The organism is Hymenobacter psoromatis (assembly GCA_001596155.1).
GTDB lineage: Bacteria > Bacteroidota > Bacteroidia > Cytophagales > Hymenobacteraceae > Hymenobacter.
In genome coordinates, this window is the sequence record CP014771.1 from 516,534 (window position 1) to 543,088 (window position 26,555).

The 26,555-nt window shown below is 62.2% G+C and carries 23 protein-coding genes; 10 read left to right on the forward strand and 13 right to left on the reverse strand.

What is annotated here, in order from left to right:
- Positions 1-23: 23 nt before the first annotated feature.
- The 12 genes from A0257_02300 to A0257_02355 all read right to left on the reverse strand — a co-directional run bounded on the left by A0257_02300 (position 24) and on the right by A0257_02355 (position 11,778).
- On the reverse strand, positions 24-308 hold the full coding sequence (locus A0257_02300; GenBank protein AMR29588.1) for a co-chaperone GroES: 285 nt from the start codon (positions 306-308) through the stop codon (positions 24-26).
- 257 nt (positions 309-565) lie between these two features.
- A complete protein-coding gene (locus tag A0257_02305) occupies positions 566-940 on the reverse strand; it encodes a preprotein translocase subunit SecG (protein AMR26044.1) in 375 nt (124 codons plus the stop codon).
- Between the two features lie 14 nt (positions 941-954).
- Positions 955-2,073 carry a hypothetical protein gene (locus A0257_02310; GenBank protein ID AMR26045.1) on the reverse strand — a complete coding sequence of 373 codons (1,119 nt, stop codon included), beginning with the start codon at positions 2,071-2,073 and terminating at the stop codon, positions 955-957.
- 229 nt (positions 2,074-2,302) lie between these two features.
- A complete protein-coding gene (locus A0257_02315; GenBank protein AMR29589.1) occupies positions 2,303-2,761 on the reverse strand; it encodes a hypothetical protein in 459 nt (152 codons plus the stop codon).
- 70 nt (positions 2,762-2,831) lie between these two features.
- Positions 2,832-4,157: a sigma-54-dependent Fis family transcriptional regulator gene (locus tag A0257_02320; GenBank protein AMR26046.1), complete on the reverse strand. Its 1,326-nt coding sequence runs from the start codon at positions 4,155-4,157 to the stop codon at positions 2,832-2,834.
- Positions 4,158-4,172: 15 nt separating this feature from the next.
- Positions 4,173-4,394 (reverse strand): hypothetical protein, encoded by a 222-nt coding sequence (locus tag A0257_02325; protein AMR26047.1) that lies wholly within the window; start codon positions 4,392-4,394, stop codon positions 4,173-4,175.
- A 276-nt stretch (positions 4,395-4,670) separates the two neighbouring features.
- A complete protein-coding gene (locus A0257_02330; protein ID AMR26048.1) occupies positions 4,671-6,104 on the reverse strand; it encodes a tRNA-2-methylthio-N(6)-dimethylallyladenosine synthase MiaB in 1,434 nt (477 codons plus the stop codon).
- A gap of 147 nt (positions 6,105-6,251) precedes the next feature.
- On the reverse strand, positions 6,252-7,526 hold the full coding sequence (locus A0257_02335; GenBank protein AMR26049.1) for a hypothetical protein: 1,275 nt from the start codon (positions 7,524-7,526) through the stop codon (positions 6,252-6,254).
- 9 nt (positions 7,527-7,535) lie between these two features.
- A complete protein-coding gene (locus A0257_02340) occupies positions 7,536-8,930 on the reverse strand; it encodes a hypothetical protein (GenBank protein ID AMR29590.1) in 1,395 nt (464 codons plus the stop codon).
- 216 nt (positions 8,931-9,146) lie between these two features.
- Entirely contained in the window at positions 9,147-9,917 is a 771-nt protein-coding gene (locus A0257_02345; GenBank protein ID AMR26050.1) for a hypothetical protein, read from the reverse strand.
- Positions 9,907-11,022, reverse strand: a complete 1,116-nt coding sequence (locus A0257_02350) for a Nif3-like dinuclear metal center hexameric protein (GenBank protein AMR26051.1) — start codon at positions 11,020-11,022, stop codon at positions 9,907-9,909. Before A0257_02350 ends, A0257_02345 begins: the two co-directional genes overlap by 11 nt.
- 69 nt (positions 11,023-11,091) lie before the next feature.
- On the reverse strand, positions 11,092-11,778 hold the full coding sequence (locus tag A0257_02355) for a hypothetical protein (protein ID AMR26052.1): 687 nt from the start codon (positions 11,776-11,778) through the stop codon (positions 11,092-11,094).
- 81 nt (positions 11,779-11,859) lie between these two features.
- Here A0257_02355 and A0257_02360 point away from each other — a divergent pair, with 81 nt between their 5' ends.
- The 6 genes from A0257_02360 (at position 11,860) to A0257_02385 (ending at position 21,049) form a co-directional block, all read left to right on the forward strand.
- Entirely contained in the window at positions 11,860-12,957 is a 1,098-nt protein-coding gene (locus A0257_02360; protein AMR26053.1) for a hypothetical protein, read from the forward strand.
- A 60-nt stretch (positions 12,958-13,017) separates the two neighbouring features.
- Positions 13,018-15,066 (forward strand): hypothetical protein, encoded by a 2,049-nt coding sequence (locus A0257_02365; protein ID AMR26054.1) that lies wholly within the window; start codon positions 13,018-13,020, stop codon positions 15,064-15,066.
- Between the two features lie 215 nt (positions 15,067-15,281).
- On the forward strand, positions 15,282-15,878 hold the full coding sequence (locus tag A0257_02370; GenBank protein ID AMR26055.1) for a tRNA hydroxylase: 597 nt from the start codon (positions 15,282-15,284) through the stop codon (positions 15,876-15,878).
- Positions 15,879-15,952: 74 nt separating this feature from the next.
- Positions 15,953-16,390 (forward strand): tRNA threonylcarbamoyladenosine biosynthesis protein TsaE, encoded by a 438-nt coding sequence (locus tag A0257_02375; protein AMR26056.1) that lies wholly within the window; start codon positions 15,953-15,955, stop codon positions 16,388-16,390.
- Between the two features lie 103 nt (positions 16,391-16,493).
- Complete coding sequence (locus A0257_02380) at positions 16,494-17,720, forward strand: alanine dehydrogenase (protein ID AMR26057.1); 1,227 nt, start codon at positions 16,494-16,496, stop codon at positions 17,718-17,720.
- Positions 17,721-18,187: 467 nt separating this feature from the next.
- Positions 18,188-21,049, forward strand: coding sequence for a hypothetical protein (locus tag A0257_02385; GenBank protein AMR26058.1), 2,862 nt, complete (start codon positions 18,188-18,190; stop codon positions 21,047-21,049).
- A gap of 179 nt (positions 21,050-21,228) precedes the next feature.
- Here A0257_02385 and A0257_02390 read toward each other — a convergent pair whose 3' ends face one another.
- Complete coding sequence (locus tag A0257_02390; protein ID AMR26059.1) at positions 21,229-22,152, reverse strand: flavin reductase; 924 nt, start codon at positions 22,150-22,152, stop codon at positions 21,229-21,231.
- 351 nt (positions 22,153-22,503) lie between these two features.
- On the opposite strand from A0257_02390, the gene A0257_02395 reads away from it, so the two are divergent.
- The 4 genes from A0257_02395 (at position 22,504) to A0257_02410 (ending at position 26,512) form a co-directional block, all read left to right on the forward strand.
- Positions 22,504-22,926: a transposase gene (locus A0257_02395; protein AMR26060.1), complete on the forward strand. Its 423-nt coding sequence runs from the start codon at positions 22,504-22,506 to the stop codon at positions 22,924-22,926.
- A gap of 161 nt (positions 22,927-23,087) precedes the next feature.
- Positions 23,088-24,578 carry a hypothetical protein gene (locus A0257_02400; protein ID AMR29591.1) on the forward strand — a complete coding sequence of 497 codons (1,491 nt, stop codon included), beginning with the start codon at positions 23,088-23,090 and terminating at the stop codon, positions 24,576-24,578.
- A 131-nt stretch (positions 24,579-24,709) separates the two neighbouring features.
- Positions 24,710-26,149: an MFS transporter gene (locus tag A0257_02405; protein AMR26061.1), complete on the forward strand. Its 1,440-nt coding sequence runs from the start codon at positions 24,710-24,712 to the stop codon at positions 26,147-26,149.
- A gap of 129 nt (positions 26,150-26,278) precedes the next feature.
- Positions 26,279-26,512: a hypothetical protein gene (locus A0257_02410; protein ID AMR26062.1), complete on the forward strand. Its 234-nt coding sequence runs from the start codon at positions 26,279-26,281 to the stop codon at positions 26,510-26,512.
- The last annotated feature ends 43 nt before the right edge of the window (positions 26,513-26,555 follow it).

Genomic DNA, 26,555 nt, shown 5'->3' on the forward strand with positions numbered 1-26,555 from the left:
GGAAGCGCCGAAGCGCCAGTGCTTTAGAGAACGGCCAGAATGTCCTTCTCCTGCATGATGAGGTAGTCCTCGCCATCCAAGGTGATTTCGGTGCCGGTCCACTTGCCATACAGCACCTGGTCGCCGGTTTTTACCTGGGGCTTGATGAGGCTGCCGCTGTCAGCGGTGCGGCCTTCGCCCACGGCCACAACTTCGCCGCGCTGGGGCTTCTCCTTGGCAGTGTCGGGAATGATGATGCCAGACTTGGTAGTGGCTTCGGCGGCGGCGGCTTTGATGACCACGCGGTCGGCCAGCGGTTTAATGCTCAGTGCCATTGATTGAAATGGGAAATGGATGTGTTGGATAATGAAGAAGTTGGGGACTCCTATGGCGGCGATTGACACGAAATGTGCCAACCGCCCAAACCTGACAGAATGCGCCCCTGAGTTGGCCGGTTTGGCAGACGCGCCTGCCGTAACTGGTCATAAAACCCGGCAAAAACGACGCAAAGCAAAAAGCCAGCGGCCCGTTCTTAAACGGAAGCCACTGGCTTTTTGCTGAATTTTTCCGAAGAAATGCTGCCAGGTTACTTCGCTGGCTGGGGCTGCGGAGCCGGCACATTCGAAGGGGCCGCCGCACCGGGCGCTGGCGCAGACATCGGAGCTGGTGCGGGAGCCGGCACCACGGCCCGCTGAGCGGCTTGCTGGTTGATGCTGCGAACCGGGCCGTTGGTGCCAGTACTCAGCATGTGGGTAGCAAGCGTAATCACAATCAGGCCGATGGCGAAGCCCCAGGTGAGCTTTTCGAGCAAGTCGCCGGTGCGCTTCACGCCCATCAGGTTGGCCGCGCCGCCTGCTCCAAACTGGCTGCTGATGCCGCCCCCTTTCGGGTTCTGAGCCAGCACGATGAGCGAGAGAAGAAAGCAGATAACCAGGATGAAGATGACTAATGCGAGGTACATGAGAGGAGAAATAACTACGCCGAAGGGCGCAAAGAGTCAATTTGGGTTACAAAGTACGCCATTTTTTCCGGCTGTTTCACCATTAGGCGCTCATAAATTACGATGGCGCGGTCAATTTTTCCCTGCCGCGCCAATATTTTGGCCAGGCTTTCCGATGCTAAATCTGGTTCGGCGCGGGTGCTGCGCACCGATAAGTCGGTCTGGTCTTCTTCATCGGGGGTAGGGAAGGCCCGGCGGCGCGATGCAGTCGGGGCCCGTTGCAGGAAACTATTGATGAGGTCGAGCGGGCGGGCCTTGGCTGCTTCGGGCTGCTGGGCGGCCACGTGGGCCAGCAGCAGCGCGTCGGGCGCGAAAAACTCCCCGGCTGGGGGCAGGCGGGCGGCGGGCACCTCGTCGCGGCTCCCGGCCGGCAACAGGCAAAAGCCCAGGCGGCTTCCCTCCGCCGGAGCGTACGCCACGTCGGCCAGGCCCGTAAAGGGGGGTAGCAATGGGGTGCCAACGGGCCGGCCGGTCTCCGCGTTTTCGACCAGCTCGGGTAGCTGATAAGCCATCAGCTCAACCGGACTTTCATCGGCCAGGCCAAACTCGGCGCTGGCCGCCGCGGCCTCGGCGGGCGGCCGAATGGGCGGTGCCTGGGGCGGCAGCTCCGGCTCAGGTTCTAGTGCGGGCGCTGGCCCGGCCGGGTGGCTGGCTGCCGGAGCCAGCTCCTGCTCGGGCATATCAACAAGTAGGTCTTCTGCTTGCTTGTCAAGGGGTTCGGTTGCTCCTGCGGTACTATCGCTCACAGGTTGGCTTGGCTCGCCTGATGGGGGGTAGGGCGCGGCAGCCAGGTCGTCCACGGCCTGGTTGGCTACCGGGGCTTCCGCCAGCACCAGGGGGGTAGCGGCTACCACAACGGGCGCGGGCAGCTCGATTAGCTGGCGCAGCAGCGCGCGGTCGGCGGCGTAGGTTGCGGCGCGGCGCAGGCGCTGCCCGGCCAGCATGGAGCCCTGGTCGTGGGCGGCTTTGGCCAGCAGCAGGTGGGCCGTCTGGCAGTAGGGGAAGGCCTCGGCCAGCTCTTCCAGCGCGCGCACATCGGCCCCGGTCAGGGCCGTAGGCTGGGCGAGCAGCTGAAGTAAGGTGGCACGGGTCATAGGGAGTTAAGAATTAAGAGTTAAGAGTTGAAAGGTAGGGCAGAAGGTCGTTTTCTTGGGTAGCTCCCACGGTTTGCTCTTTAGCGGAGCAGGGTGCAAAAAAGCACGTCATTTCGAGCTTGTTGAGGAATCTCGCTCGTAATCGTTCGGGTTCCGTTCCACGAGGCGAGCGAAATTCCTCGGCAAGCTCGGAATGACGTGCTTTTTTGTAACGACTATATCTCAGGTATCACCAGTTGGCCACCGACTTATTGAACATGTCGCTGATAATGTTGCGGGTAATCTCGCGCACCGAGGCCAGGTCATTGTTGACCGTCGCAATATCCTGGGTCGAAGGGAAGTCCTTCTGGCTCTGGAAAGTCTGCTCGAAATCCTGCTTGTTATTCTTCGTATTCGTGAAGCGCAGCTGCACCTGAATGGTGAGGCGGTTGGCACCCGCCCCCGGCAGCCCACCGGCCTGCTGAATGGCCGCCGGCGCAAAATCATACGCCGCGATGGTGCCCTCAAACTGCAAATCGCCGTCGCGCGGCACCAGCTTCAGCGTCGTGTTGCGCTGAAAATAGTCCTTGATATCCTCCGTAAACCGCTGCGAGAGGTAGGCCGGCGCGTTGGGCGCGGTATTTTGAAAGGTCTGGATGGAGAGCGTCTTCACGGCCGGGTCAATGTTGGTGCCGTTGAACGAGTACACGCCGCAGCCGCTCGTCAGCAGCGACAGCAGGGGTAGGGCCAGCAGGCCCAACGCGCGCCGCCGCCCCTGGTTAAGCCGATTCGAGGTCATATTGCTTGAGCTTGCGGTACAGGGTGCGCTCCGAAATGCCCAGGTCCTGAGCGGCGTATTTGCGCTTGTTGTGGTGCTTCTTCAATGCTTTCATAATCATCTCTTTCTCAATGGCATCGAGCGAAAGCGTCTCTTCCTCCGTTTCGTGCGAGATGTCTTCGGTCTGGTCGCTGTCGTCGTCATCGGCGTAGTTGGCCGAGGCCATGTCCACGCGCAGCGGCGCGGCCGGGCCGCCGGGCAGGTAGTAGCCGTTGGGCTCGGGTGGGCCGTCGGTGGGGGGGTAGGCCGAGGCTTCCCCTAAGTTATTGAACAGGTGGCTGTTCTGGCGCAGCAGCTCCTGGGTTTCGGCCGGGGCCGGGCGGTTGCCGGTGGCCAGCTCCAGCACCACTTTCTTGAGGTCCGTCATGTCGCGGCGCATGTCAAACAGCAGCCGGTACAGAATATCGCGCTCCGAATACGAGCCGAATTCACCGCCCGCGCCGTGGCCCGGCAGCAGGGCCGGCAACAGCGACGCTTGGGCCGTGGGCAGGTAGGTAGTAAGGCGAGCCGCATCGACCTCGCGGTCCATCTCCAGCACCGAAATCTGCTCGGCTAAGTTCTTGAGCTGGCGAATATTACCCGGAAACCGAAACCGCGTCAGCAGCCGCACCGCGTCGGGCGTCAGGCTGATGGGCTTTACCCGGTGCTTCTCCGAAAAATCGGCGGTAAACTTCCTGAACAGCAAGTAAATATCATCGCCCCGGTCGCGCAGCGGCGGCACCGTAATCGGCACCGTATTGAGGCGGTAGTACAGGTCTTCGCGAAACTTGCCGGCCTGCACCCGGTCGAGCAGGTTCACGTTGGTAGCGGCCACCACGCGCACGTCGGTTTTCTGCACCTTGCTGCTACCCACCCGGATAAACTCGCCGTTTTCCAGCACGCGCAGCAGGCGGGCCTGCGTTCCCAGCGGCATTTCGGCAATCTCATCCAGAAAGATGGTGCCGCCGTCGGTCACTTCAAAGTAGCCCTTGCGCGCCTCATTAGCGCCCGTAAACGCGCCTTTCTCGTGGCCAAACAGCTCCGAGTCAATCGTGCCTTCCGGGATAGCGCCGCAGTTGATGGCAATGAACTGCCCGTGCTTGCGCGGAGACAGCGCGTGGATAATCTTGGAAAACGACTCCTTACCCGACCCGCTTTCGCCGGTGATAAGCACCGTCATGTCAGTCGGCGCAACCTGCGCCGCCACCTGAATGGCGTAGTTCAGCGCCGGCGCATTGCCAATGATGCCAAAGCGCTGCTTGATGGATTGTATTTCTTGGTTGGTCAAGTTCGTAGTCGATGGTTAAGCGGCCAGGCGCAGCCGTTCGCTGGGGGCCGGAATGGGATTGCCCAGCTCTTGGGAAAAGTCGAGCCATTCCTGAATAATAACGCGGGCATTAGCAATAGCTTCGGCCTGGGTGGGGCCATCAGCCATGCAACCAGGCAAGTCAGGTACTTCCACTAAATAGGATTGGTCTTCTTCACTCCAATATACTATGACCGGATAACGAGCTGGATTATACATAATTACTGGCTTATTGGGTAATGGTCAGGTTCAGTACGGCTCGATATTTAAGTAGAAATGCGCGAACTTGTTTGACTTGGTAAGGCTTGGCAGACCCACCTGAGCCAGGTTGTAAATTCAGGGCTTCTGGAATACCCATAAGGCCGAATATATGGTGGCTGCCTCGAATGCGCTGCTGAAGACCAAGTGATACCAGAAATTTACATAACGCCAAAAATTCTACGTTTTGCGCACTGGAAGTGGTCAACAGTAATTGCAAAAACTTTTGCCGCTGGCTCATACCGCCTCGCCAATGAGCGAGCCGCCCGTATTGGTATGCACCAGCACGTTAACGTAGTCGCCTTTCTGGAAATTTTGCTTTGGGAAAATGACCACCTGATTCTGGCTATTACGGCCGCTCAAGTCGTCTTTCGAGCGCTTCGAGAAATTCTCGACCAGCACCTGATGTACGCGCCCTACCCCCCGCTCGTAGCGCAAGCGGCTGTGGGCCTGCTGGCGGTCGATGATTTCCTGGAGGCGGCGCTTCTTGGTTTCCAGCGGGATATCGTCGGTGAGCTTGCGGGCGGCCAGCGTGCCGGGGCGCTCCGAGTAGAAGAACATGTAGGCCATGTCGTAGCGCACGTAGTCGAGCAGGCTCAGCGTATCCTGGTGCTCCGCCTCGGTTTCGGAGCAGAAGCCGGCAATCATATCGGTCGAGATGGCGCAGTCGTCGCCCAGAATGCGGCGCACGGCCGCCACGCGGTCCTCGTACCAGGCGCGGTCGTAGGTGCGGTTCATCAGCTCCAGCACCCGCGAGTTGCCGCTTTGGGCGGGCAGGTGCAAGTACTTGCAGATGTTGTCGTAGCGCGCCATCGTGTGCAGCACCTCGTCGGTAATATCCTTGGGGTGCGAGGTCGAAAAGCGGACGCGTAGTTCGGGGCTGATAAGCGCCACGCGCTCCAGCAGCTGCGCGAAGTTGACGCGCTCGGCACCGTCTTCGCTACCCCACTTGTAGGAGTCCACGTTCTGGCCCAGCAGCGTAACTTCCTTGTAGCCAGCGGCCACCAGGTCGCGGGCTTCCTGCACAATGCTGATGGCATCGCGGCTGCGCTCGCGGCCGCGGGTGAAGGGCACCACGCAAAACGAGCACATATTGTCGCAGCCCCGCATGATGCTGATAAAGGCCGACACGCCGTTCGAGTTGAGGCGCACGGGCGTGATGTCGGCGTAGGTTTCCTCGCGGCTCAGCAGCACGTTCACGGCCTTCTGGCCGCCATCGACCTGCGCAATGAGCTGCGGCAGGTCGCGGTACGCATCGGGACCCACCACGAGGTCCACGATTTTTTCTTCCTCCAAAAACTTGCTTTTCAGGCGCTCGGCCATGCAGCCGAGCACGCCCACCAGCATGCCCGGCCGGCGCTTTTTGTGCGAGTTAATCTGCTTGAGCCGCATGCGCACCGTTTGCTCGGCCTTCTCGCGGATGGAGCACGTGTTGAGCAGCACCAGGTCGGCGGTGGCCAGGTCCTCGGTCGTGTCGAAGCCCTCGCCGGCCAGAATACTGGACACGATTTCAGAATCCGAGAAATTCATCTGGCAGCCGTAGCTCTCTATATAAAGCTTGCGGGCACCGCCGGTGCCGTTGGCCGCACTCACGCGCACCTCGGTGGGTAGGGCCGCCTCGGCAGCGGGCGCTTTATCGAGAAAATCTAACGTAATGAGCGGTTGAGACATAGCAGGCAAAGTGGCCAGGCTAGCCGCCGGGCTGGAAACAAAGATACGAATTAGGGTTGGGAAATGACAGAATGGCAGCCTCCCACTTAGCAGTTAACCTTTAGCAATCTCTATTTTACTTCTCATTGCTTGCTAATCGACGAAGGGTTAACCGATACTGGTCGCCAGCGCCTCTAGCACGCCCTGGGCTTTCAGCAGGCACTCCTGATATTCCTGCTCGGGCACCGAGTCGTAGGTGATGGCCGAGCCCACTTGCAGGCTGAGGTAGCCGGTATCGGCGCGGTAGTTCAGGCTGCGAATCACCACGTTAAACTCAAACTCGCCGTTGGGCCGCACGAAGCCGAACGTGCCACTATATAGCCCGCGCCGGCTGGCTTCGTACTGCTCAATGAGCTGCATGGCCCTGATTTTGGGCGCGCCCGTCATGGAGCCCATTGGGAAGGTGGCGCGCAGAATATCAGCCAGGTCCACATCAGGCCGCAGGTCGGCCGCCACGGTCGAAATCAATTGCCAGACGTGCTTAAAGCCGTAGGTGCCAAATAGTTCGGGCACGCGCACGGTGCCCGTTTCGGCGATGCGGGCCAGGTCGTTGCGCACGAGGTCCACTATCATCAGGTTTTCGGCGCGCTCCTTTTCGTCGCGCAGCAAGGCCAGGCGCTGTTGCTCGTCCTCCGGGGGGGTAGGGCCGCGCCGCCGCGTACCCTTAATTGGTTGCGAGGTGATAACTCCCTGCTGCCGTGTAAGAAAGCACTCCGGCGAGGCGCACAGCAAATAATGGTCGTGGTGGCGCAAAAACCCCGCATAAGGCGCTGGCGACGCCTCATTGAGCCGCCAAAAGGTGGCAACCGGGTCCAGCGCCACGCCTTCGGCATAAAATTCCTGGCAGAGGTTCAGCTCATATACTTCCCCATTAAGAATGTCTTCGCGCACGCTTTCAACGGCTTGCAGATAGTCGGCGCGGGGCATTCGCGCCCGCAGCGGCGGCACGGCGGGGGGTAGGGCCGCCGGCACGGCCGTGGCCAGGATGGCGGCCAGCACATTGGTGGTTCGACCCTGAATAACCAGCGCATCGGCCCGCCAATACAGGCAGGTTTCGGGCAGGAAGAAATGCAGCGCCGGCCAATCAAGCCCCGAAAAATTATCGCTGCTCAGCGCTTCCATCTCATTTTTAACCTCATAGGTGATAAAGCCGCAATGGGGCAGCTGCGAGGTTGAAGCACTCAGGCAAGCGGGCACTTCGGCCAGCGTGCGGGGGGTAGGGGCCGTCGTGCTGGCCACGGCCAGCAGCCGCGTAAACGCGCCGGCCGCCGACGCCTGCAAGTCATTCGGCTCATAATAAGCGCAGTGTGGAAACCGCGCGGCCCATTGCAAGGCGCGAACGCGAAAATCGGCGGGCAGGTCGGCGAGCGGAATCGTTAGCATAAATCGCCTTTACAACCCACGCAGGGCCAGTTTGGCTTTCTGGTCGGTGCTGTTTTTATACTCGTGCCGGGGGTAGGCCAGCGCCTGCTCGAAATAGCCTTTGGCCGCCGCCCGCTGGCCCGCCGCCAGCGCCAGGTAACCGAGTTGCAAAGCTGCCTGCGGCGCGAAATAATAGGCCGGCTCGCCCAGCGCGGCCGAGCGGCGCAGCGTACGCTGGTAGTCGGCGCGGGCCGAGTCGAGGCGGCCCAGGCCCTGCCACACGCGGGCCCGGCGGTAGGGCGCTTCGAGACGGTCGCGGGGGGGGGTAACGGCCACTAGCCGAAACTGCTGCAACACCCCGAGCGCCGGCTCATAATAGCCGCCATCGGTGAGCAGGCGGGCGCGGGTGAGGATGGGGTTGAGCAGCTGCGCATCGTGGTAAAACCGCTGGGCATACCCATCTTCCTCAATCGCGAGCGGGCCGGCGAGGTTGATTTGCTGGCGGTAGCGCTCGGCGGTGGCGGCCGGCGCGCCGCCCAGCCACGCGGCCAGGTAGAGCTTAAAAGCGGCGTCCTTGCGGTAATACTCACCCCGGTAATCGCGCAAAAACTGCTGGTTTTCGGCCGTCGAGCCGGCGTAGTCGCCCCGATACAGCAGCAGGTCGGCCTCCAGGTGGTGCAGGTAGGCCAGCGGCAGGTAGGCCGGGCCGGTGGGCCGGGCGCGGTAGGCTGCCAGTGCCTCTTCGCCACGGTGCTGGCGCTTGTTGAGGCTGATAACCAGGTAGCTGAACAACAGATTGTCGGGCTGCTCGCGGGCCAGCCGGCTGGTGAGCGCCAGGCTTTCATCCCCCTTTTTATAGTACGCCTCCCGGATGAGGGCCAGCAAAATCTGACTTTCGGTTTGAAAGTCGTTGGGCTGCGCGGCGGCGCGGCTCAGGTTCTGCAAACCCGCTTCCACGCTGCCGCTCAGGCCCAGCAGCCGCAAAAGCCAGTGGTAGCCCTCGGGCAGCGAACCAATGCCGAACTGGCACAGGCCCAGCGTCTTGCTCACCGGCAAAAAAGTTGGGTAGCGCCGGGCCGCCGCCTGCGCCAGCAGGGCCGTTTGGCGCAGGTTCCAGGCGCCGCGCACCTCGTGGTGAAACACCAGCTGCGCCAGCGCCTGGTGCAGCCGGATTTCAATCAGCGCGTAGTCGCGCAGCGGGCCGGCCGCCTCGCGCCCCAGCGCGGCCAGGCGCGCATCCTGAGCAGCCACGGCGGCGTCGAAACGGCTGGCGTCCTGGCTGATAATCAGCTCCGTAAAATCGGCGCAATCGGCCACCAGCAGCGTGCCGGGCGCGCCGGCCGGCTCGGGGGCCAGCAGCTGGCGGCAGGCCGTTGCTTTCAGTTTCAGCAGCTCGGCGTAGGCGCGCCGGGCACCCGGCGACAGCGTTTCAGCCGCCGCGCTCGCCGGTTGGGCCACTGCTTGCGGCGGCTGCGCCCTACCCCCTCCCGGCGCGCCGAAGCCAAGCACGCTCACTACCGCGCTCAGCGCACCCCGGCGAATTTTTCTGCGCACCTCTGCGGTAACTTCCAGCACGAAATCAGGAGCTATAAAAAAAGGAACGACCACGGCCGTTCCTTTTTTTAATTGATACACAAAAGCTTACGCCACAACCGGCTTGCCTTCCACGTCGGCCAAAATACGGCCGCAGTGCTCGCACACGATAATTTTCTTGTGCGAAATAATGTCGGCCTGGCGCTGCGGGGGCACCGTGTTGAAGCAGCCGCCGCAGGCGTCGCGGCGCACCAGCACCACCGCCAGGCGGTTGCGCATGTTGCCCCGAATGCGGTCGTAGGCCGAAACCAGGCGGGCTTCAATGGGCGCCACGGCTCCTTCGCGCTCGCTCACGAGCTGCTTTTCCTCAGCCTCATTTTCGGCCACGATGGTGTCGAGCTCGCTCTTTTTGGTGTCGAGGTCCTTGCGGCGCTCATCAAGGCGCAGGCGCGTCACGTTGGCCTCGGTGTTGCGCTGGTCGATGAGGTATTGCGCTTCCTTGATTTTCTTGTCCGAAATCTGAATTTCGAGGCGCTGCAGCTCCACTTCTTTGGCAATGGCCTCGTACTCCCGGTTGTTGCGGACGTTGGTTTGCTGCTCTTCGTAGCGCTTGATGAGGCCTTCGGCTTCTTTAGTAGCGGCTTTGCGCTGCTTGATTTGGTCTTGCAAACCGCTGATTTCGTCGTCGAAACGCTTTACGCGGGCTTCGTAGCCAGCAATTTCATCTTCAAGGTCGCGAACTTCTTCGGGCAGGTCACCGCGCACGCGGCGAATTTCATCAAGTTGGGAATCAATGCGTTGCAGGTTGAGTAACGCTTCGAGCTTGGCGGAAACGGGCGCGTCGGCCGGATTTGCCACGGCGGCGGAATTAGCAGTCATACTGAACGGGATTCGTGGGGGTATCGGCGAATAAGACCGCAAAAGTACGACCGAACGCCGCCAGCAGCAAATCGCGAAAAATCTCGTTCGTAAACTGCTCACTCTCAAAGTGGCCCACGTCGCAGAGCAGCAGCTGGCCCTCGGGCGCGAAAAACTCGTGGTACTTCACGTCGCCCGTCACGTAGGCATCGGCCCCGACCGCCACCGCCGCGCCGGTCAAAAAGCTGCCCGCGCCGCCGCACAGCGCCACCTTCTTGATGTCTTTTTCAAACGCCGTGTGGCGCACCACCGGCACGCCCAGCACCTCTTTCAGGCGCTTGCGGAATTCGGCGGGGGGTAGGGCCTGCGGCAGCTCGCCCACCAGGCCCGCACCCACTTCCTGGTGCTGATTTTCGAGCTTAATCAGCTCATAGGCAACTTCTTCGTAGGGATGCGCCTGGCGCAGAGCGGCCAGCACGGCCGCCTGCCGGTGCAGGGGTAGCAGCACTTCGAGCCGGGTTTCGGCCACGCGCTCGGCCTGGTTTTCGGTCCCGATGGCCGGCCGGGTGCCCGCGCCCGGCGTAAAAGTGCCCAAGCCCTGGCTTTGAAAGCTACAATCCGTATAATTGCCTATCTGGCCCGTGCCGGCGGCGTGGAGCGCGGCCAGCACCTTATCGGCCGCATCAGCATAAGCGGGCGGGCCGGGCACGTAGGTGCTGAGGCGGGCCAGCGTGCCGGTTTGGGGCACCAGAATGCGCGTATTCACCAGGCCCAGCTTTTCGGCCAGCTTGGCGTTCACGCCCTGGCGCACGTTGTCGAGGTTGGTGTGGGCGGCGTAGATGGCTACGTCGGCCTTGAGCGCGGCCATGATGGTTTGCTCCACCAAACCCTTGCCCGTGAGGCGCTTGAGCGGCCGAAAGATAACCGGGTGATGGCACACCACCACATTGCAGCCGCGCCGCGCCGCCTCGGCCACCACGGCCGGCGTGCAGTCGAGGGCGATGAGCACGCCGGTGATTTCGGCTTCGGGCAGGCCGCATTGCAGCCCGGCATTGTCGTAGCTTTCCTGGTAGGCGAGGGGCGCGGCGGCTTCGAGGGCGCGGGCCAGGTCTTGGACGGTAGGCACGTTAGGTTTAGTTAAAATTGTTGAGATATTGTCATTGCCGCGCTGCGCTCGCAATGACAAACGGGGCTTTTATTTTAATAATCCGCCCAGCACTTCCACGTAGCGCGCCACGTTCTCAGCCAGCGCTTTGCGGCGGTATTGCATCAGGAAGCGCGGGTGGTCGAGGATTTCCAGGCGCTCGAATAAGCCCAGCTCGTCGTTGAGCCGGCGCAAAAACTCGCCGTTGCGGCGGCCCAGGCTCACGGCCACGTCGCGGCGCAGATGCAGGCGCTCGGTTTGCTCGGTGAGTGAGCGGCGCATGTCGGGCCACAGGGCTTTGGTGAGGGCCGGCGCGTCGTAATAATTGTAATTCTTGCTCGCGTGCGTCAATTCAAGTGGATACACCGAGCTGAGGAAAAAGTGCTCGTAGAACGCGGCCGGCCCGCCCAGCTCGGTAATAAAATGATACACAAACTCGCTCGACAGCTCGCGGCGCTGCTTGGGCAAGTCGTGGGCAATGCCGCACTCGGCGCTAAGCGCCACCGGGTCGGTGAAGGCCACGCCCGTGCGCCCACCGCCAAAACGACCGGGATTAATGCCAAAAACACCCACCCGCTGGGTATCCGCGGTGTAAAATTTTTGGGCAAACTCGCTGAGAATGGCCCGTACCTCCGGTTCGTGAAACGAGTTGCGCACCACCACCGACCCCGGCAGCGGGGCGGGGGGTAGGGGAAAAGTGGCGAGCAGCTGGAGCAGGCGGGCGGGGAAATCAGACATGGCGCAAAGGTCGGAGTTTCTCGTTTTTTGTTCTCCGTTTCTCGTTGCCGGTGCCAATTTAAATTTCCGACCTTTGACTCCATGCAGGCTGACGACGAAAAACGAAGAGTAAAAAACAAGAAACAAACAGCCCTGCTGCCATTTTCCTGGCTCTACGCCGCCGTGCTGGCGGTGCGCAACTGGCTCTACGACCACGGCTGGAAGCGCTCGGCACCGGGTTGGGTCCCCCTGCTGGGGGTAGGGAATCTGCGGGTGGGCGGCACCGGCAAAACGCCCCACGTGGCCTGGCTGGTGGCCGAATTGCTGCGCCAGGGCCAGCGCCCGGCCATCCTGAGCCGGGGCTACGGCCGCCAAACTGCCGGCCCGCGCCTGGCCACGGCCGCCGACTCGGCCGCCACCGTGGGCGACGAGCCCTGGCAGTATTTCGAAGAATTTGGGGGCCAAAACGTGCCCGTGGCCGTGGCCGAAAACCGCCAGCGGGGCCTCGACCTGCTGCGCTGGCACCACCCCGACCTGACGTGCGTGGTGCTGGACGATGCCTACCAGCACCGCCGCGTGCGTCCTACCCTCAACATTTTGCTCACTGAGCTGGCGCGGCCCTTTTATACCGACCACGTGCTGCCCGCTGGCCGCCTGCGCGAAACCCGCGTCGGGGCCGCCCGCGCCGACGTGGTTATCGTGACCAAATGCCCACCCGACCTGCCCGCCGCGGCCCAGGCGGCCGCCGAGGCCCAGGTGCGGCGCTACGCCCGGCCCGGCGTGCCGGTGCTGTTTTCGGCCTATGAGTATGGCGCGCCGGTGCCGCTCACGGCCGCGGCGCGGGCGCAGGTCCTACCCCCCCCCGGCGGCCCGATGGCGCTGCTCACCGGCATTGCGCAGCCGGGGCCGCTGCGGGCGCAACTGCTGGCCCAGGGCTACCAGCTGGTGGCGGAGCACGTTTTCCCCGACCACCACGCCTTTACCCTGGCCGACCTGGCGGCGGTGCGGGCGCGCTGGCAGCCGGGCCAGGTTATTTTTACTACCGAGAAAGATGCGACGCGCCTGCAAGCGCCGGCCCTGGCCGCCGCGCTGGCTGGGCTGCCCGTGTACACGATTCCGGTGCGGGTCGCGTTGCTGGGCACTGGCGCGGCGCGGCTCACGGCGGCGGTGGCAGCTGCCACCGGGCCGGCCGGGCGCTAGTACCTTTGCCCCTTAAAGAGCCGCGCGCGTGGGCTTTCTTCCTGAGTGTTTTTTCCCTGCATGGTTTCTCTTAAAAATGCTGCTGGCTGGCTGACGCTGCTGCTGGCCCTGGTGCTGGGCGCGCCGCTGGCCGGCCGCGCCCAGATTATCGACGACTCGACCAAAGTGGTGTACGGTCCCAAAACGACCCGCGTCATCTACGAGGCCGAGGTGCTGCGCGACTCCACGGGCGGCACCCTCATCGACAGCACCCTCACGCAGTGGCCGCAGTCGCGGTTTTGGGCGCACGACACCACGTTTCAGCAGGATTTGGGCGTGCTGGGCTCGGCTTCGCGGCCGCTGCTCTACCAGCCCAACTACCAGCTCGGGGCGCGCTTCGGGCGCAATGCGTTTGACCGCAACACGCTGGATGGCAGTCTGGTGCCCTACTACGACAGCCGCTCGCCCTACTCATTTTTTCGCTACGTGCAGGGCTCGGCCGGCGAGCAGGTGTTTGAAATCAGTTACAGCCGCTCGCTGAAGAAAAACTTTAGTATTGGCATTGATTATGAGCGCATTGCCGGCAACCAGGTGCTGGGCGTGGGCTCGTCGCAGTGGCAGACCGAGCACAACAACTTTACCATCTACAGCCGCTTTCAGACCGAAGACGGCCGCTACCACCTGCTCGTCAACTACTCGGCCAGCCGGCAGCGTACCCGCGAGCTAGGCGGCATCTGGCCCACTGCTAAGGAGCAGGTAAACAATCTGCAAGGAGTTACCAGCTTGTTCAATTATAGCGGGGAACGGGTGTATCTCTCGCCGGGCGTCAACATCGACGACCGCGACCAGTTTCACCTGTTTCAGTCGTACCGGCTTCTTACTAAAGGCTTTACCGCCTACCACATCCTCGACGTGCGGCGGCAGTATAACGGCTACACCGACAACGCGCTACCCCGCGATTCGCTCGGCCGCTTGCTCTTTTACCCTGCCACGGGCCTGGCGCAAGGAACGTACCGCAACACTACCGCCACCGACGACCGCGCCACCTACCGGCAGGTAGAAAATACCTTCGGCCTGCTCGGCCGCACCGACCGCATCGAGTACAACGTGTATGCCCGCTACCGCAATTCCAGCTTTTCGGCCCTGACCACCCCGGCCGGGCGCTCGGGGCCGGGGCTGCGCCTGGTCAGGGTGGGCAGCGACTTAGCGCCGGGGGATTCGCTGGCGGCACCGCACCACTTCAATCAGCTGTTCGTGGGCGGCACGGCTTCTTTTAACTACCGCACTATCTACGCCGTGGAGGTGGCCGGCGAGTACCTGCCGCTCGATGGGACAACCGTGCGGTTCATCGGCACCGAAACCGCCGAGTACTGGCTGCGGGGCCGCATCCGCACCGGCCCGCTCTCGGCCGAGCTGCTGCTCAACTCGTATTCGCCCACCATCACGCAGCGGGTTTTCGTGGGCAATAACTACCAGTGGAGCAATGTGCAAAGCACCAGCGACTGGACGAGCATCTTCAAAAATACTACTAGCCAGCAGCTTACGGTGCGCCTCAAGCAGCGCCTACCCCTGCTGGCCGACCACAGCATCGAGCTGAGCGCGGCGGGCGTCAGACTCAATAACCTGGTGTACTACGGGCCCGACGGCACCCCCCAGCAGCTGGGGGGCAGCCAGGGCCAGCAGCTGCTTATCGGCTTTGCGCGCCACCGCTTCCGGGTGGGCAGCGTGTTTTTTGACAATCAGGGCACCTACACGCAGGGTGCCGGCCCCAGTAACCCCGGCCTGCGCGTGCCGTCGCTCGTCACCGAGTCGCGGGTGTATTACCAGCGCCGGGTGTTTGGGCACGCGCTGTTTGCGCAGGTGGGTGCCGAGCTCTACTATCAGTCTCGCTTTCAGGGCTATGGCTACGCGCCGAGCACTCAGCAATTTTACGTGCAGAACAGCTTCACGATGCAAAACTTCGCGGTGGCCAACCTCTTCGTGGCCGCCGACATCAGCACAGCATCGATTTTTATAAAGGTCGCCTACATCAACCAGGGCCTCGTCAGCGACGGCTACTTCGTGACGCCCTACTACACGGGCTACCCCCGCCGCTTGCTGTTTGGCGTGCGCTGGCGGTTCTTCAGCTAATCGCGGATTTTCGCGGATGGCGCGGATTTCGCGGATTTGGTCGGGGTAGTGCGTTGCCGTTATGTTCGTTCTTCCGGCCCATTCGTGCTCGTTGCTTGTTACGCTCACCCGCCCATTCCCTACCCCCCCCTCTCACGCAGGCGAAGGCAAGCCCCCGCCGGACCCGCGCCACCCCGCGCCGTCCGAATCCGCGCCATCCGCTAAATCCGCGATTTATGAAAACCATTCTAAAGCTTAGGCTCAACTCCGACCCGCGCTGGGCCGACCTGGCCAGCAAAAACCTCGAAGAAATCCTCGTGGACCACGCCTACTGCGAGCAGAAAGCGGCCAGCACCGGCATCTCGCTCATCGTGCATTACCCCGAGAAGGAGCGCCTGGTGGAGGAGCTAACGGCTTTAGTGGCCGAAGAATGGGCGCATTTTGACCGGGTAGTGAAGGAGCTGCGCAAGCGGGGGCTGGCCCTGGGCCGCCCCCGGCGCGACGAGTACGTGGTGCAGCTCATGGCGCACATCCGCAAGGGCGGCCCGCGCGAGCGCCAGCTCCTGGACCAGCTCCTGGTGTCGTCGCTCATCGAGGCGCGCTCCTGCGAACGCTTCAAGCTGCTGTGGCTGCACCTGCAGGACCGCGACCCCGAGCTGAGCCAGTTTTACTACGAGCTAATGGCCAGCGAGGCCAGCCATTTCGTGAGCTACGTGGACCTGGCCAAAGAGTACTGCGACCCCGCCGAGGTCGATGCCCGCTTGCAGGAATTGCTCAAAATAGAAGGTGAAATCGTGGTCGGCCTGCCCGTGCGCGACGACCGGATGCATTAAAGTCCGTCGTTTGTCATTGCCGCGCAATATGCTCGCAAGGGCAAACTTTTTTTGTGCGCTATAATTTGGGAAATATGCTCCCCTTAACCCTTGCAATCCCTACCCTTGCCGCGCTGCCCACGGCCGCGCGGCAGCTGGCCACGGCCCTGGCCGGGTCGGGCCAAACCATCGTGGCCTTTGAGGGCGAGATGGGTGCGGGCAAAACCACGCTCATCCGGGCGTTGTGCGCCGAATTGGGGGTAGGCGACGAGGTGAGCAGCCCCACCTTCGCGCTCGTCAACGAATACCGGGGGGGTAGGGGCGAGCCCCTCTATCATTTCGACTTCTACCGCCTCGATTCGGAGGACGAAGCCGCTCGCCTGGGCGTGGCAGAGTACTTCGATTCGGGGTATCTTTGCTTGGTAGAATGGCCCAGCCGGGTGGCCGGCCTGCTACCCCCGCAGCGACTGCTGGTGCAGCTGACCGTAACCGGCCCCGAATCAAGAGAAATTCAATTATCCATTATTAATTAACAGGTATCAGTTTGGCTAGTGAATAGGTAGTTAGCAGGGAAGCGCCTGGCAACGGGCTCTGCGACTGCTGCTTGCTCACTTCTACTTGATAACTGAAAAAGTTATGGCCGAACAGCTACCCTCCGGCTTTGGCGCGCTGGCCACGAGCCGCGCCTACTTCACCCAGGAGTCGATGCTGGCCGTGGAAACGCGCAAGCGCAAGCTGTTTATCGGCCTGCCCAAGGAAACCTCGCTCCAGGAAAACCGCCTGGGCCTCACGCCCGAGGCCGTGCACCACCTCGTTACGGAAGGCCACGAAGTGATGCTGGAAAGCGGTGCCGGCGAACCCAGCAAGTACTCCGACCACGACTATTCGGAAGCGGGCGCCACCATCGCCTACTCCACGGAGGAAGTGTACAAGGCCGATATTATCCTGAAAGTGGCCCCGCCCGTGCTGGAGGAGATTGAGCTGATGCGCGCCGGCCAAACGCTCATCTCGGCCCTGCAAATGGGCACCATGACGCCCGAGTTTATCAATGCCCTGGCCCGCAAAAAGGTCAACGCCATTGGCTTTGAGTTGATAAAGGACCCCAGCGGCGCCCGCCCGGTGGTGCGCGCCATGAGCGAAATCGCGGGCTCCACGGTGATGCTGGTGGCCGCCGAATACCTGGCGCGCTCCAACGAGGGCAAGGGCATTATTTTGGGCGGCATCACGGGCGTGCCGCCGTCGCAGGTCGTGATTCTGGGCGCGGGCACGGTGGCCGAGTACGCCGCCCGCGCCGCCATTGGCCTGGGTGCGGAGGTCAAAGTATTTGATAACCACCTCTATAAGCTGCGCCGCCTCAAGCACAATCTGGGCGCGCAGCTCTACACCAGCACCCTCGATACTTCCGCCCTGAGCCAGCAGATTCGGCGGGCCGACGTGGTGATTGGCGCGCTCGCGGTGGAGGAAGGCCGCATTCCATTCATGGTGCCCGAGCAGATGGTGGCCAGCATGGCGGCTGGCTCCGTCATCATCGACATCAGCATTGACCAGGGCGGCTGCTTCGAAACCAGCGAGCTGACCAGCCACAGCAAGCCGGTTTTTCGCAAGTACGACGTGGTGCATTACTGCGTGCCCAACATCGCCTCGCGCGTGCCGCGCACCGCCACCAACGCGCTCAGCAACATCTTCACGCCCATCCTGCAAGACATCAGCCAGCAGGGCGGCATTAACGAGGCGCTTTTCACTAACGAGCACTTCCGCAGCGGCGTGTACATCTACAAAGGCTCGCTCACCAACGCAGCCATCGCTAAGAAATTTAACATGCGCTACAAGGAATTAGGGCTGCTGATTGCGGTGCGGAACTAGGCGCGCAGCCTCACTTTTTACTTGCTACTAGGAAGGGACCCCGAAGCGCAGTGCTTCGGGGTCCCTTCCTGCTTTTTGCGATGGTGAGCCAGCTGGACCTAGCGCGGCGGCCCGCCGCGCCTACACCCCGACGGCATTGCCCCGAGGCCGGTGGTTTGGGGAGGGGCAGGGAATAAATAGAATTTTTTTGTGAAAAATAGCATCACCTCGCTGCGTGGCAATAACTGCCTGAAAATCAGGGGTCAGGTTGAATTACTAGTTCAGCTAGTTTATTTTTAAGCTCCGCCATACGTTTGCTAACTACTTGTTATATAATGTGAATGTTTTATGAATACCATTGCTTAAAAAAATGGGGGCATATCTTCGCAATAACTAGGCCATAAACGCTTAGTATAAATTTTTTTAATATTTTAACCAATCAGCTTATGAGGGGTAATCATTTTTTTAGCGATAAACTAAAGTCATGGGTGATTTATTGGCTGTGGCTGGGGCTGGTTTCGACCGGGCCAAGCTGGGCTAAAGCACCTCCCGCAACGGGGGTGGCAGCGGCCGAAAACCCAGCTTTGGCGGGCGCGACGTGGGCTACTGGCCCACTGCGCACCGCGCAACCCAAAGCCAGCGAGCGCCCGGACCCGGCGCGGTTAACAACCCCGGCCGGTTCGGCTGTCGGCGGGGCTAAAACCAAGAACGGCGGGCAAGTGCTGGTGGTGGTGCGGGGTAACTCGCAGGCCTACGGCGCCCTCACTACGGGTAACGTCAGCCCCATTGGTAGCCAAAGCACTGGCGCGTGGCCTGACGAGGCGGCCGCTCTGCTGGGCAGCGGCTACGTGTGGCAAAACCGCAGCCATGACGGCGCTACTATCGATTACCTGCGCTTGAGCGACGCCACGGAAGTAGCGCCGCTTTTTCATACCGGCAACTACGGCGAGGAATGGATTGTGCTCCAGGAAACGACCAACCAGATTTTCCAGGCCAACCCCGCGCAGCAAGTGTATAGTAAGATGGCGGCCTGGGCTCAGTACTGGCGGTCGCAGGGCGTGAAGGTGGCAGTAGTAACCTGCTACCCTACCCAGGACGCGCAGTATAATGCCGAAATCGACGCCATTAATGACCTGTACCGCGCCAACTGGTCGTCATTCTGCGATATGCTGCTCGATGCCAAGAGTAGCCCCTACCTGACTCAACTCGGCATGGACCCGAAATATGGCTACTCGCCCGACGGCCTGCATCTGACCGACGCGGGCAACCAGATTCCGGCCCACTGCGCGGCCGACGGCTTCAGCGGCTCCCGCAATGGCATTATTCCGGCCACGTTTGTGCTGCCGGGTATCGCGGTGCCAGGGGGCGTGGCGGCTAAAACTCCTACTGCCCCTGCCTCAACAACTCCTACCCCTACTCCAACTACCCCAACTACTCCTGCCACTCCAACGCCGGTACCGGCGGGCACTAGCCTGCGGGTGCAATACGGCACGAGCACGAGCGACTACGTAACAAACGGCAGCGGCGACATCCAGCAGCGCCTGGACCAGAGCGGGCAAGGCCGCGTGGCCACCGTGACGCCGGGCCAGGATGGCCCGCTGCTGAGCAGCGACAACGGCCGGCAAGTGGCCCTTTTTGACCCCGGCCGCAAGGGCTGGACGCAGAGCCTGACCACCGTGGGCGCGCTGGCCGCCAACGCCGACGCCTCCATCGTGGTGGACCTGGGCCTGCTCTACAAGGGAGCCAACTCGGTGCTATCGGTGGGGCCGGATTTCAGCATCTGGTTTCAGAACTCGACCAAGCTGCAGGTGTTTGACAAGAGCGGCAACTACACGACGCCGGTGGACCTGGACAAGAAAGGGCTGACGCGCCTCATCTTCACCTTTGAGGCGAGCACGCGGCAGATGGTAGTATATGCGAATAACGCTGAGGCATATCGGGTTACCCTGACTGCCCTGCCCTGGGTGGGCGACAACCCGGTGCTGGACCTGGAGCAAGGCAGCTACGCGGGCGGCAAAAATGCGCTGAGCGGGGAGATGGGCGCGCTGGCCGTGTACAGCGGCTTGCTCGGCACCACTGAGCGCACCGCCTGGTTTGCTGACGCGCCGGCGGCCACCACGACTCCTACCACAACTCCTGTCACGACCACGCCTACCCCCATCAGCACGGCCAACCTGCGGGTGCAATACGGCACGGGCACGGGCGACTACGTAACAAACGGCAGCGGCGACATCCAGCAGCGCCTGGACCAGAGCGGGCAAGGCCGCGTGGCCACCGTGACGCCGGGCCAGGATGGCCCGCTGCTGAGCAGCGACAACGGCCGGCAAGTGGCCCTTTTTGACCCCGGCCGCAAGGGCTGGACGCAGAGCCTGACCACCGTGGGCGCGCTGGCCGCCAACGCCGACGCCTCCATCGTGGTGGACCTGGGCCTGCTCTACAAGGGAGCCAACTCGGTGCTATCGGTGGGGCCGGATTTCAGCATCTGGTTTCAGAACTCGACCAAGCTGCAGGTGTTTGACAAGAGCGGCAACTACGCAACGCCGGTGGACCTGGACAAGAAAGGGCTGACGCGCCTCATCTTCACCTTTGAGGCGAGCACGCGGCAGATGGTAGTATATGCGAATAACGCTGAGGCATATCGGGTTACCCTGACTGCCCTGCCCTGGGTGGGCGACAACCCGGTGCTGGACCTGGAGCAAGGCAGCTACGCGGGCGGCAAAAATGCGCTGAGCGGGGAGATGGGCGCGCTGGCCGTGTACAGCGGCTTGCTCGGCACCACTGAGCGCACCGCCTGGTTTGCTGACGCGCCGGCGGCAGCGGCCAACTCGGCCTCGCTCACGGCCTTCACGGCTACGGCCAGCGCCAGCAGCGCCGCGGTGGCCCTGGCCTGGAGTGCCGCACCCCAGACAAGCAACGCGCAGTACCAGGTAGAGCGCAGTAGCGATGGCAGCACGTTCAGGGGGGTAGGACCCGCCACGGGTACTACCGCGGCCGCCAAAAGCTTTGGCCTGACCGACAGCCAATTGCCCACCGCCGCCACTACGCTCTACTACCGCGTGCGCAAAACCGACGCCAGCGGAGTTGCCAGCTACTCGGCGGTACGCACCGTGGAGCTGGCCCCGGCCGCGGCGAGCCTGGTATTATACCCTAACCCCGCCCACACCACCACGCGCCTCCAGAATGCCACGCCCAACACCAAGGTGCAGCTCCTCGATGGCCTGGGCCGGGTAGTAGCCACCGCTACCACCGACGCCACTGGCTCGGTCGAGCTGGCACTGCCTGCTGGCCTGGCCGGCGGGGTCTACATCGTGCGCCAAGGGTCTCGGTTTAGCCGTCTGGTAGTAGAGTAAGCAAGATGCCTGGCACCGCGGCAGGGACAGAATCGTCACTTCCTACCCCAGCCAACAGTGCCAACCCGCAGCCCCCAACGCTTAGCTAACGGACCTGAAAGGCCAGCTGAATTTCTTAAAGAGCCCCGGCCAGCTAATGGTCGGGGCTCTTTTTTAGAAAGCAACTGGTCCATAGTCGTTTACTGAGGCTGTAATAGCACCCGCCAGGCCTCGGCCACGCGGCCTTCTTGCAGCCACTGGCGGGCCAGCAGGGCCAGCTGGTGGCGTAGCGCGGACGGGTCATCGGGGTAGGTGGCGAGCAGCTGCGCCACCTGCGGCTCGTGCCGGACTTCGGCCACCTGGGCGGGGGTAGGGAGAGCAGCGCGCTCGGTATTGGCGAGCCGGGCCAGGTCGTTGCCGGTCAGCACGTTGCTATGGCGAATGTGGGCCGGCAGCTCGTCGAATCCGATGCCCAGCTGGCGGTTGGGGCGCGCCACGGTAAACAGGGTTGAGGGCCGCAGGCGGCTATACCAGTCGCCGCCCAGCCGCGACACCGCCTCAAACTTGTGCGGGTCGATGCCCGGCTTGCCCGCCAGCAAAATATCCGCCCGAAAATGCGCCTGCACTACGCGGCACAGCACTAGATTGCCGTGCCCAGGGCCGTCGCCGAGGGCAATAATCTGCTCCACCACGCACTCGAAGGCGACCGGGCACTCGGCCACGCGCGGCGGCCGCACGCGGTCCGACTTGGCCTCCGTGAGGCCGGCCTTGGTGAACTCATTGACGCCGGCCGGATACTCGGCGCTGGCCAGCGACAGCTGCTCCACCAGGGGGTAGTCGCAAATATTGATGACGACCTCGGGCACCTCGCGCACGTTGCGCAGCGTGTCTTTTTCGGAGTTGTCGCGGCCCCGGCTGGTGGGCGAAAACACCAGCATCGGCGGGTCCATGCTCATCACGTTGAAGAAGCTGTACGGGCTCAGGTTCACCGCCCCCGCCGCCGATATGGTGCTGGCAAAGGCAATGGGCCGCGGGGCCACCGCGCTAATCAGAAACTGGTAAAAATCGTTTGGGGGCAGGTCGGTGGGCGCGATGGTGCGGTAGGCGGGGGTAGGGGCGGGCATGGGGGGGTAGGGGAAATAAGCGCCTCAAAGCTACCTGGCTTTGAGGCGATGAGGGGCCTGCGGGTGCCCTGTTCACTATTCCTGCTCCTGTTGCGGGTGGCTCCGGCGGCTCTATACTCCTCCCGGAGTAGGGTGCGGGGCTGGTCCCCGCCCGTCGTGGCCCGATTAGTACACGACTCGGGCCACGACGGGCGGGGACCAGCCCCGCACCCTACTCGTTTTTGTAACCCACTTCGGAAGAAGTATAACCAGATGACTAACAAGGGGTAGGCGGCCGGGAAAAGCAGGGTTTCTTGCTAAATCAGTATACATTTGCTGATTACCTATCGTTTTACCTCAACTCGCCGCTCCATGACTGCCCCTATCTGCCCCAAATGCGAATCCAAGGAAGCTACCAAGAGCGGGGTAGTCAATGAGCGCCAGCGCTTTCGTTGCAAAGGCTGCGGCTACCACTACACCGTGGCGAAGGTGGGGCGCGAGGTGAATCCGTACTACGTGGTGAAGGCGTTGCAGCTATATATCGAGGGCGTGGGCTACCGCGAAATTGAGCGCTTGTTGGGCGTGAGCCACGTGAGCGTGATGAACTGGGTGAAGAAATACGGCGTGAAAGCGCCCCGGCAGACCGACTACCACCCCACGTATAAAATCCTCAACCAGAAGGAGCTGGCCGAATTCTTTCAGAAGCCGGAAAACCTGAAAAGCGCCGGCCTGGTCGTGACGGAGCTGGGCGATAAGTACATGATGATACGCTGGGAGCGGTTTCGGGCGGGCTAAAGCTATAGCGGCTTTCCAGTACTATAGCTAGGAAGCAGCGGGCGGGCCGGGAATGACTAGGTTTGGATAATTCATTGGGCCGCGCTGGTAGCGGGCACTCATTTCCCATTTCTTACTCACTCCTATTCCCACCCGTGCATATGCAGCCTATTCGCTACGCATTGACTTTGAGCGCGCTACTCGCCGCCTCCGGCGTTATGGCGCAGGTGCAGCCCCCGCCCGCCGGCAACGCCCCCTCGCCGCCCCCAGCGGCCCCGGTTGCGCCCGTAGCCCCACCCGCTCCGGTCAAGTCAGCCCCCTACGGCGGCGGCCTCAAGATGAACCTCTCGCCGGACGGCTCAAAATACGTGCGAATTCTACTCTGGACCCAGGCGTACACGCGCTACACGGAGAACAATACGGGCACGCTGCGCGCGCCCGGCACGCCCAAGTCGAGCCAGGTAGACTTCGGCATCCGGCGCTCGCGCATGGTAATAATGGCCCAGCTCAACCCCCGCTTTCTGGTTTATACCCATTTGGGTATCAACAACCAGAACGCGGTGAGCGGCGGCGTAAGTCCGGCCGTTGATGGCAAGAAGCCGCAGCTCTTCATTCACGAAGCCGTGACGGAGTACAAGGTGAACAAATACCTGAGCCTGGGCGCGGGCCTGCACTACTACAACGGCATTTCGCGCATCACCAGTGCTAGCACCACCAGCATTTTGCCGCTGGACCTGCCGCTGACCAACTTCCCCACCATCGACCAGACCGACCAGTTTGCGCGCTGGCTGGGCGTCTATGCCAAGGGCCGCATCGGCAAGTTTGACTACCGCGTGGCAATGGATGATGCCTTTTTGACCAACCTGACCAGCACGCCGCTTAGCCTGGGCACCACCACGGCGGCCACGGCCACCTCGCCGGCCATGAGCACCGGCACGGGCGTGGCCAACTACAACCCACAGAATACCAACCACGTGTACCAGGGCTACTTCAGCTACAACTTCCTGGAGCCCGAGGCCAACCTGCTGCCCTACACGCAGGGCACTTACCTGGGTACCAAGCGGGTGTTGAGCATCGGCACGGGCTTTTTATATAATAAGGATGCTATGTATTCGCGCGCGGCCGGTAGCGCGGTGCCACTGACGGCGGCCGTCGCGGCCGACCCGTTTGGCACCATCGGCACTACCAAGCACGACATGGTGCTGCTGGGCTTCGATGCCTTTTATGACGCCCCGATTGACACGGCCTCGCGCACGGCCCTCACGCTCTACGGCGTATACTACAACTTCAACATGGGGCCGAACTACGCGCGCTTCGTGGGGGCCGAAAACCCCGGCTACGGCACCAGCGCGCTGCGCGGCAACGCCGTGCCGCAGTCGGGCACGGGGGGCGTGTTCTACGGGCAAGTGGGCCTGCTGCTGCCCAAAAACACGCTCGGTGCCAAGGCCCGGCTCCAGCCCTACGTGGCCTACCAGCACGCCAGCTACGAGGGCCTGAAAACCAGCGACGGTAGCACGCGGGGCGTGAACATCACCGACCTGGGCGCAAACCTGCTGCTCGATGGCCACAATGCCAAGGTGACGCTCAACTACCGCTTCCGGCCCGATTTCACGAACGTCAACGACGTGAAATACCGCCCCGAAATAACCCTGCAAACGCAGGTTTTCTTGTAGCCCGCCGGGGAGCGAGAGGCTGCTAATCAGTCCGTATTGATTAGCAGCTTCTCGCTACTGCTCTTTGCCAGCCACTATTTCCCACCCCCTCTTTTATGAATCCAACCCCAACTCCTGTTTACGCGGCCGACTTGGATGCGCCGGTCGCGCACGACAACAACCAGGTCGATTCCAAAACCATCTGGCAGGTGATTACGGCCTCGTCGGTGGGCACGGTCATCGAGTGGTACGACTTTTATATTTTCGGCTCGCTGGCGGCCATCATCGGGCCGGTGCTGTTTGGGCATTCCGGCAAGATTGAGGATACACTGCTGGGCGCGCTGGCCGTGTTTGGGGCCGGCTTCGTGGTGCGGCCGTTCGGGGCGATGTTCTTCGGCCGCATCGGCGACATGATTGGCCGCAAGTACACGTTTCTGGTGACGCTGCTGCTCATGGGCGGGGCCACGTTCGTGACGGGCCTCATCCCGAGCTACGATTCCATTGGCATCGCGGCCCCCATTATCGTGGTGCTGCTGCGCCTGTTGCAGGGCCTGGCGCTGGGCGGCGAATACGGCGGCGCGGCCACCTACGTGGCCGAGTATGCCCCCGACAAAAAGCGCGGCTACTACACCAGCTTCATCCAGATTACGGCCACCGGGGGCTTTATTCTTAGCATCAGCGTGCTGGTGCTTACCCGCAAGTTTATGGGCGAGGCCGCCTTCAAGGACTGGGGCTGGCGCATTCCGTTTCTGCTCTCGGGCCTGCTGGTCATTGCCTCCTACTACATCCGCAAGCGCCTGCACGAGTCGCCGCTGTTTGCCAGGGCCAAGGCCACCGGCACCACCAGCAAAAGCCCGCTGCGCGACTCGTTCGTGAACCCCGTGAACCGCCGGCTGGTGCTCATCGCCCTGTTTGGGGTCACGATGGGCCAGGGGGTCATTTTCTACACCTCGCAGTTTCAAGCGTATTCCTTTATGAATAGCACCCTGAAGCTCGACATCGTGGACTCCAGCACCATCCTGGTCATCGCGATGGTGCTCGCTACCCCCTTGTTCGTGTATTTCGGCTCGCTTTCCGACCGCATCGGCCGCAAGCGCATCATTATGACGGGCATGATTTGCGGGGCGCTGTTCACCATTCCGCTCTTCTACGGCATCAAAGCCTACGCCGGGCCGCTCACCGAAATCACGCCCGCCACCGTGGATGCCGCCGGCAAGACTATACCGGCCGTCATGAAAGCCCTGGCTCCCAACGTGTTCATGATGACGGTGCTCACCTTCCTGCTGGTATTTTTTGTGACGATGGTGTACGGCCCCATCGCCGCCTACCTCGTCGAACTGTTCCCGACCAGCGTGCGCTACACCTCGCTCTCGGTGCCCTATCACATTGGGAATGGCGTATTTGGCGGTTTTGTGCCGCTCATCGCCACCGGCATCGGCGTGTGGGCCGCCGCGCAGCCGGCCGGCACGTTTGCCAAGGAGCATAGCAGCCTGCTGGGCCTGGTGTATCCGGTCACTATCGCACTCATCTGCTTCTTCGTGGGCATGGCCCTGATGAAGGACACCCGCAACGTGAAGCTGCTGGATAGCTAGGGGGTAGGCCCCTGGCTGTCAGCTTTTCCTCTGACTGGTAGTATCTTGCTTAGGTCCTAAAATAAAAACCCGTCAGGCAATTTGTTTGGCGGGTTTTTAAGTTGACGCGCAATCCTATTCCCGCAACTTATGCCTGCTCCCTACCCCCCCCCGACCGGGCAGGTGGCCCGGCCGCCGCGGCGCGGCCCGCGCCTGCTGTTCGTGGCGGCCGTTTTCACGCTCCTGCTCACCTACCCCCTGCTCGGGGCCTTCGACCGCCCCGTGCGGGTAGGGGGCGTGCCACTGCTATACCTCTACGTGCTGCTGGCCTGGGCGCTGCTCATCGTCCTCACCGGCTGGCTGGCCCGGCGGGGCAGGGGGTGAATGCGTGAATGCGTGAATGAAAAATAAGGCTTGCGTCTGCTTC

Coding starts and splice junctions, on each gene's coding strand:
- A0257_02305 (AMR26044.1), bottom strand. CDS start 940: ATGTACCTCGCATTAGTCATCTTCATCCTGGTTATCTGCTTTCTTCTC.
- A0257_02310 (AMR26045.1), bottom strand. CDS start 2,073: ATGACCCGTGCCACCTTACTTCAGCTGCTCGCCCAGCCTACGGCCCTG.
- A0257_02325 (AMR26047.1), bottom strand. CDS start 4,394: ATGTATAATCCAGCTCGTTATCCGGTCATAGTATATTGGAGTGAAGAA.
- A0257_02330 (AMR26048.1), bottom strand. CDS start 6,104: ATGTCTCAACCGCTCATTACGTTAGATTTTCTCGATAAAGCGCCCGCT.
- A0257_02335 (AMR26049.1), bottom strand. CDS start 7,526: ATGCTAACGATTCCGCTCGCCGACCTGCCCGCCGATTTTCGCGTTCGC.
- A0257_02345 (AMR26050.1), bottom strand. CDS start 9,917: ATGACTGCTAATTCCGCCGCCGTGGCAAATCCGGCCGACGCGCCCGTT.
- A0257_02355 (AMR26052.1), bottom strand. CDS start 11,778: ATGTCTGATTTCCCCGCCCGCCTGCTCCAGCTGCTCGCCACTTTTCCC.
- A0257_02360 (AMR26053.1), top strand. CDS start 11,860: ATGCAGGCTGACGACGAAAAACGAAGAGTAAAAAACAAGAAACAAACA.
- A0257_02365 (AMR26054.1), top strand. CDS start 13,018: ATGGTTTCTCTTAAAAATGCTGCTGGCTGGCTGACGCTGCTGCTGGCC.
- A0257_02370 (AMR26055.1), top strand. CDS start 15,282: ATGAAAACCATTCTAAAGCTTAGGCTCAACTCCGACCCGCGCTGGGCC.
- A0257_02375 (AMR26056.1), top strand. CDS start 15,953: ATGCTCCCCTTAACCCTTGCAATCCCTACCCTTGCCGCGCTGCCCACG.
- A0257_02380 (AMR26057.1), top strand. CDS start 16,494: ATGGCCGAACAGCTACCCTCCGGCTTTGGCGCGCTGGCCACGAGCCGC.
- A0257_02390 (AMR26059.1), bottom strand. CDS start 22,152: ATGCCCGCCCCTACCCCCGCCTACCGCACCATCGCGCCCACCGACCTG.
- A0257_02395 (AMR26060.1), top strand. CDS start 22,504: ATGACTGCCCCTATCTGCCCCAAATGCGAATCCAAGGAAGCTACCAAG.
- A0257_02410 (AMR26062.1), top strand. CDS start 26,279: ATGCCTGCTCCCTACCCCCCCCCGACCGGGCAGGTGGCCCGGCCGCCG.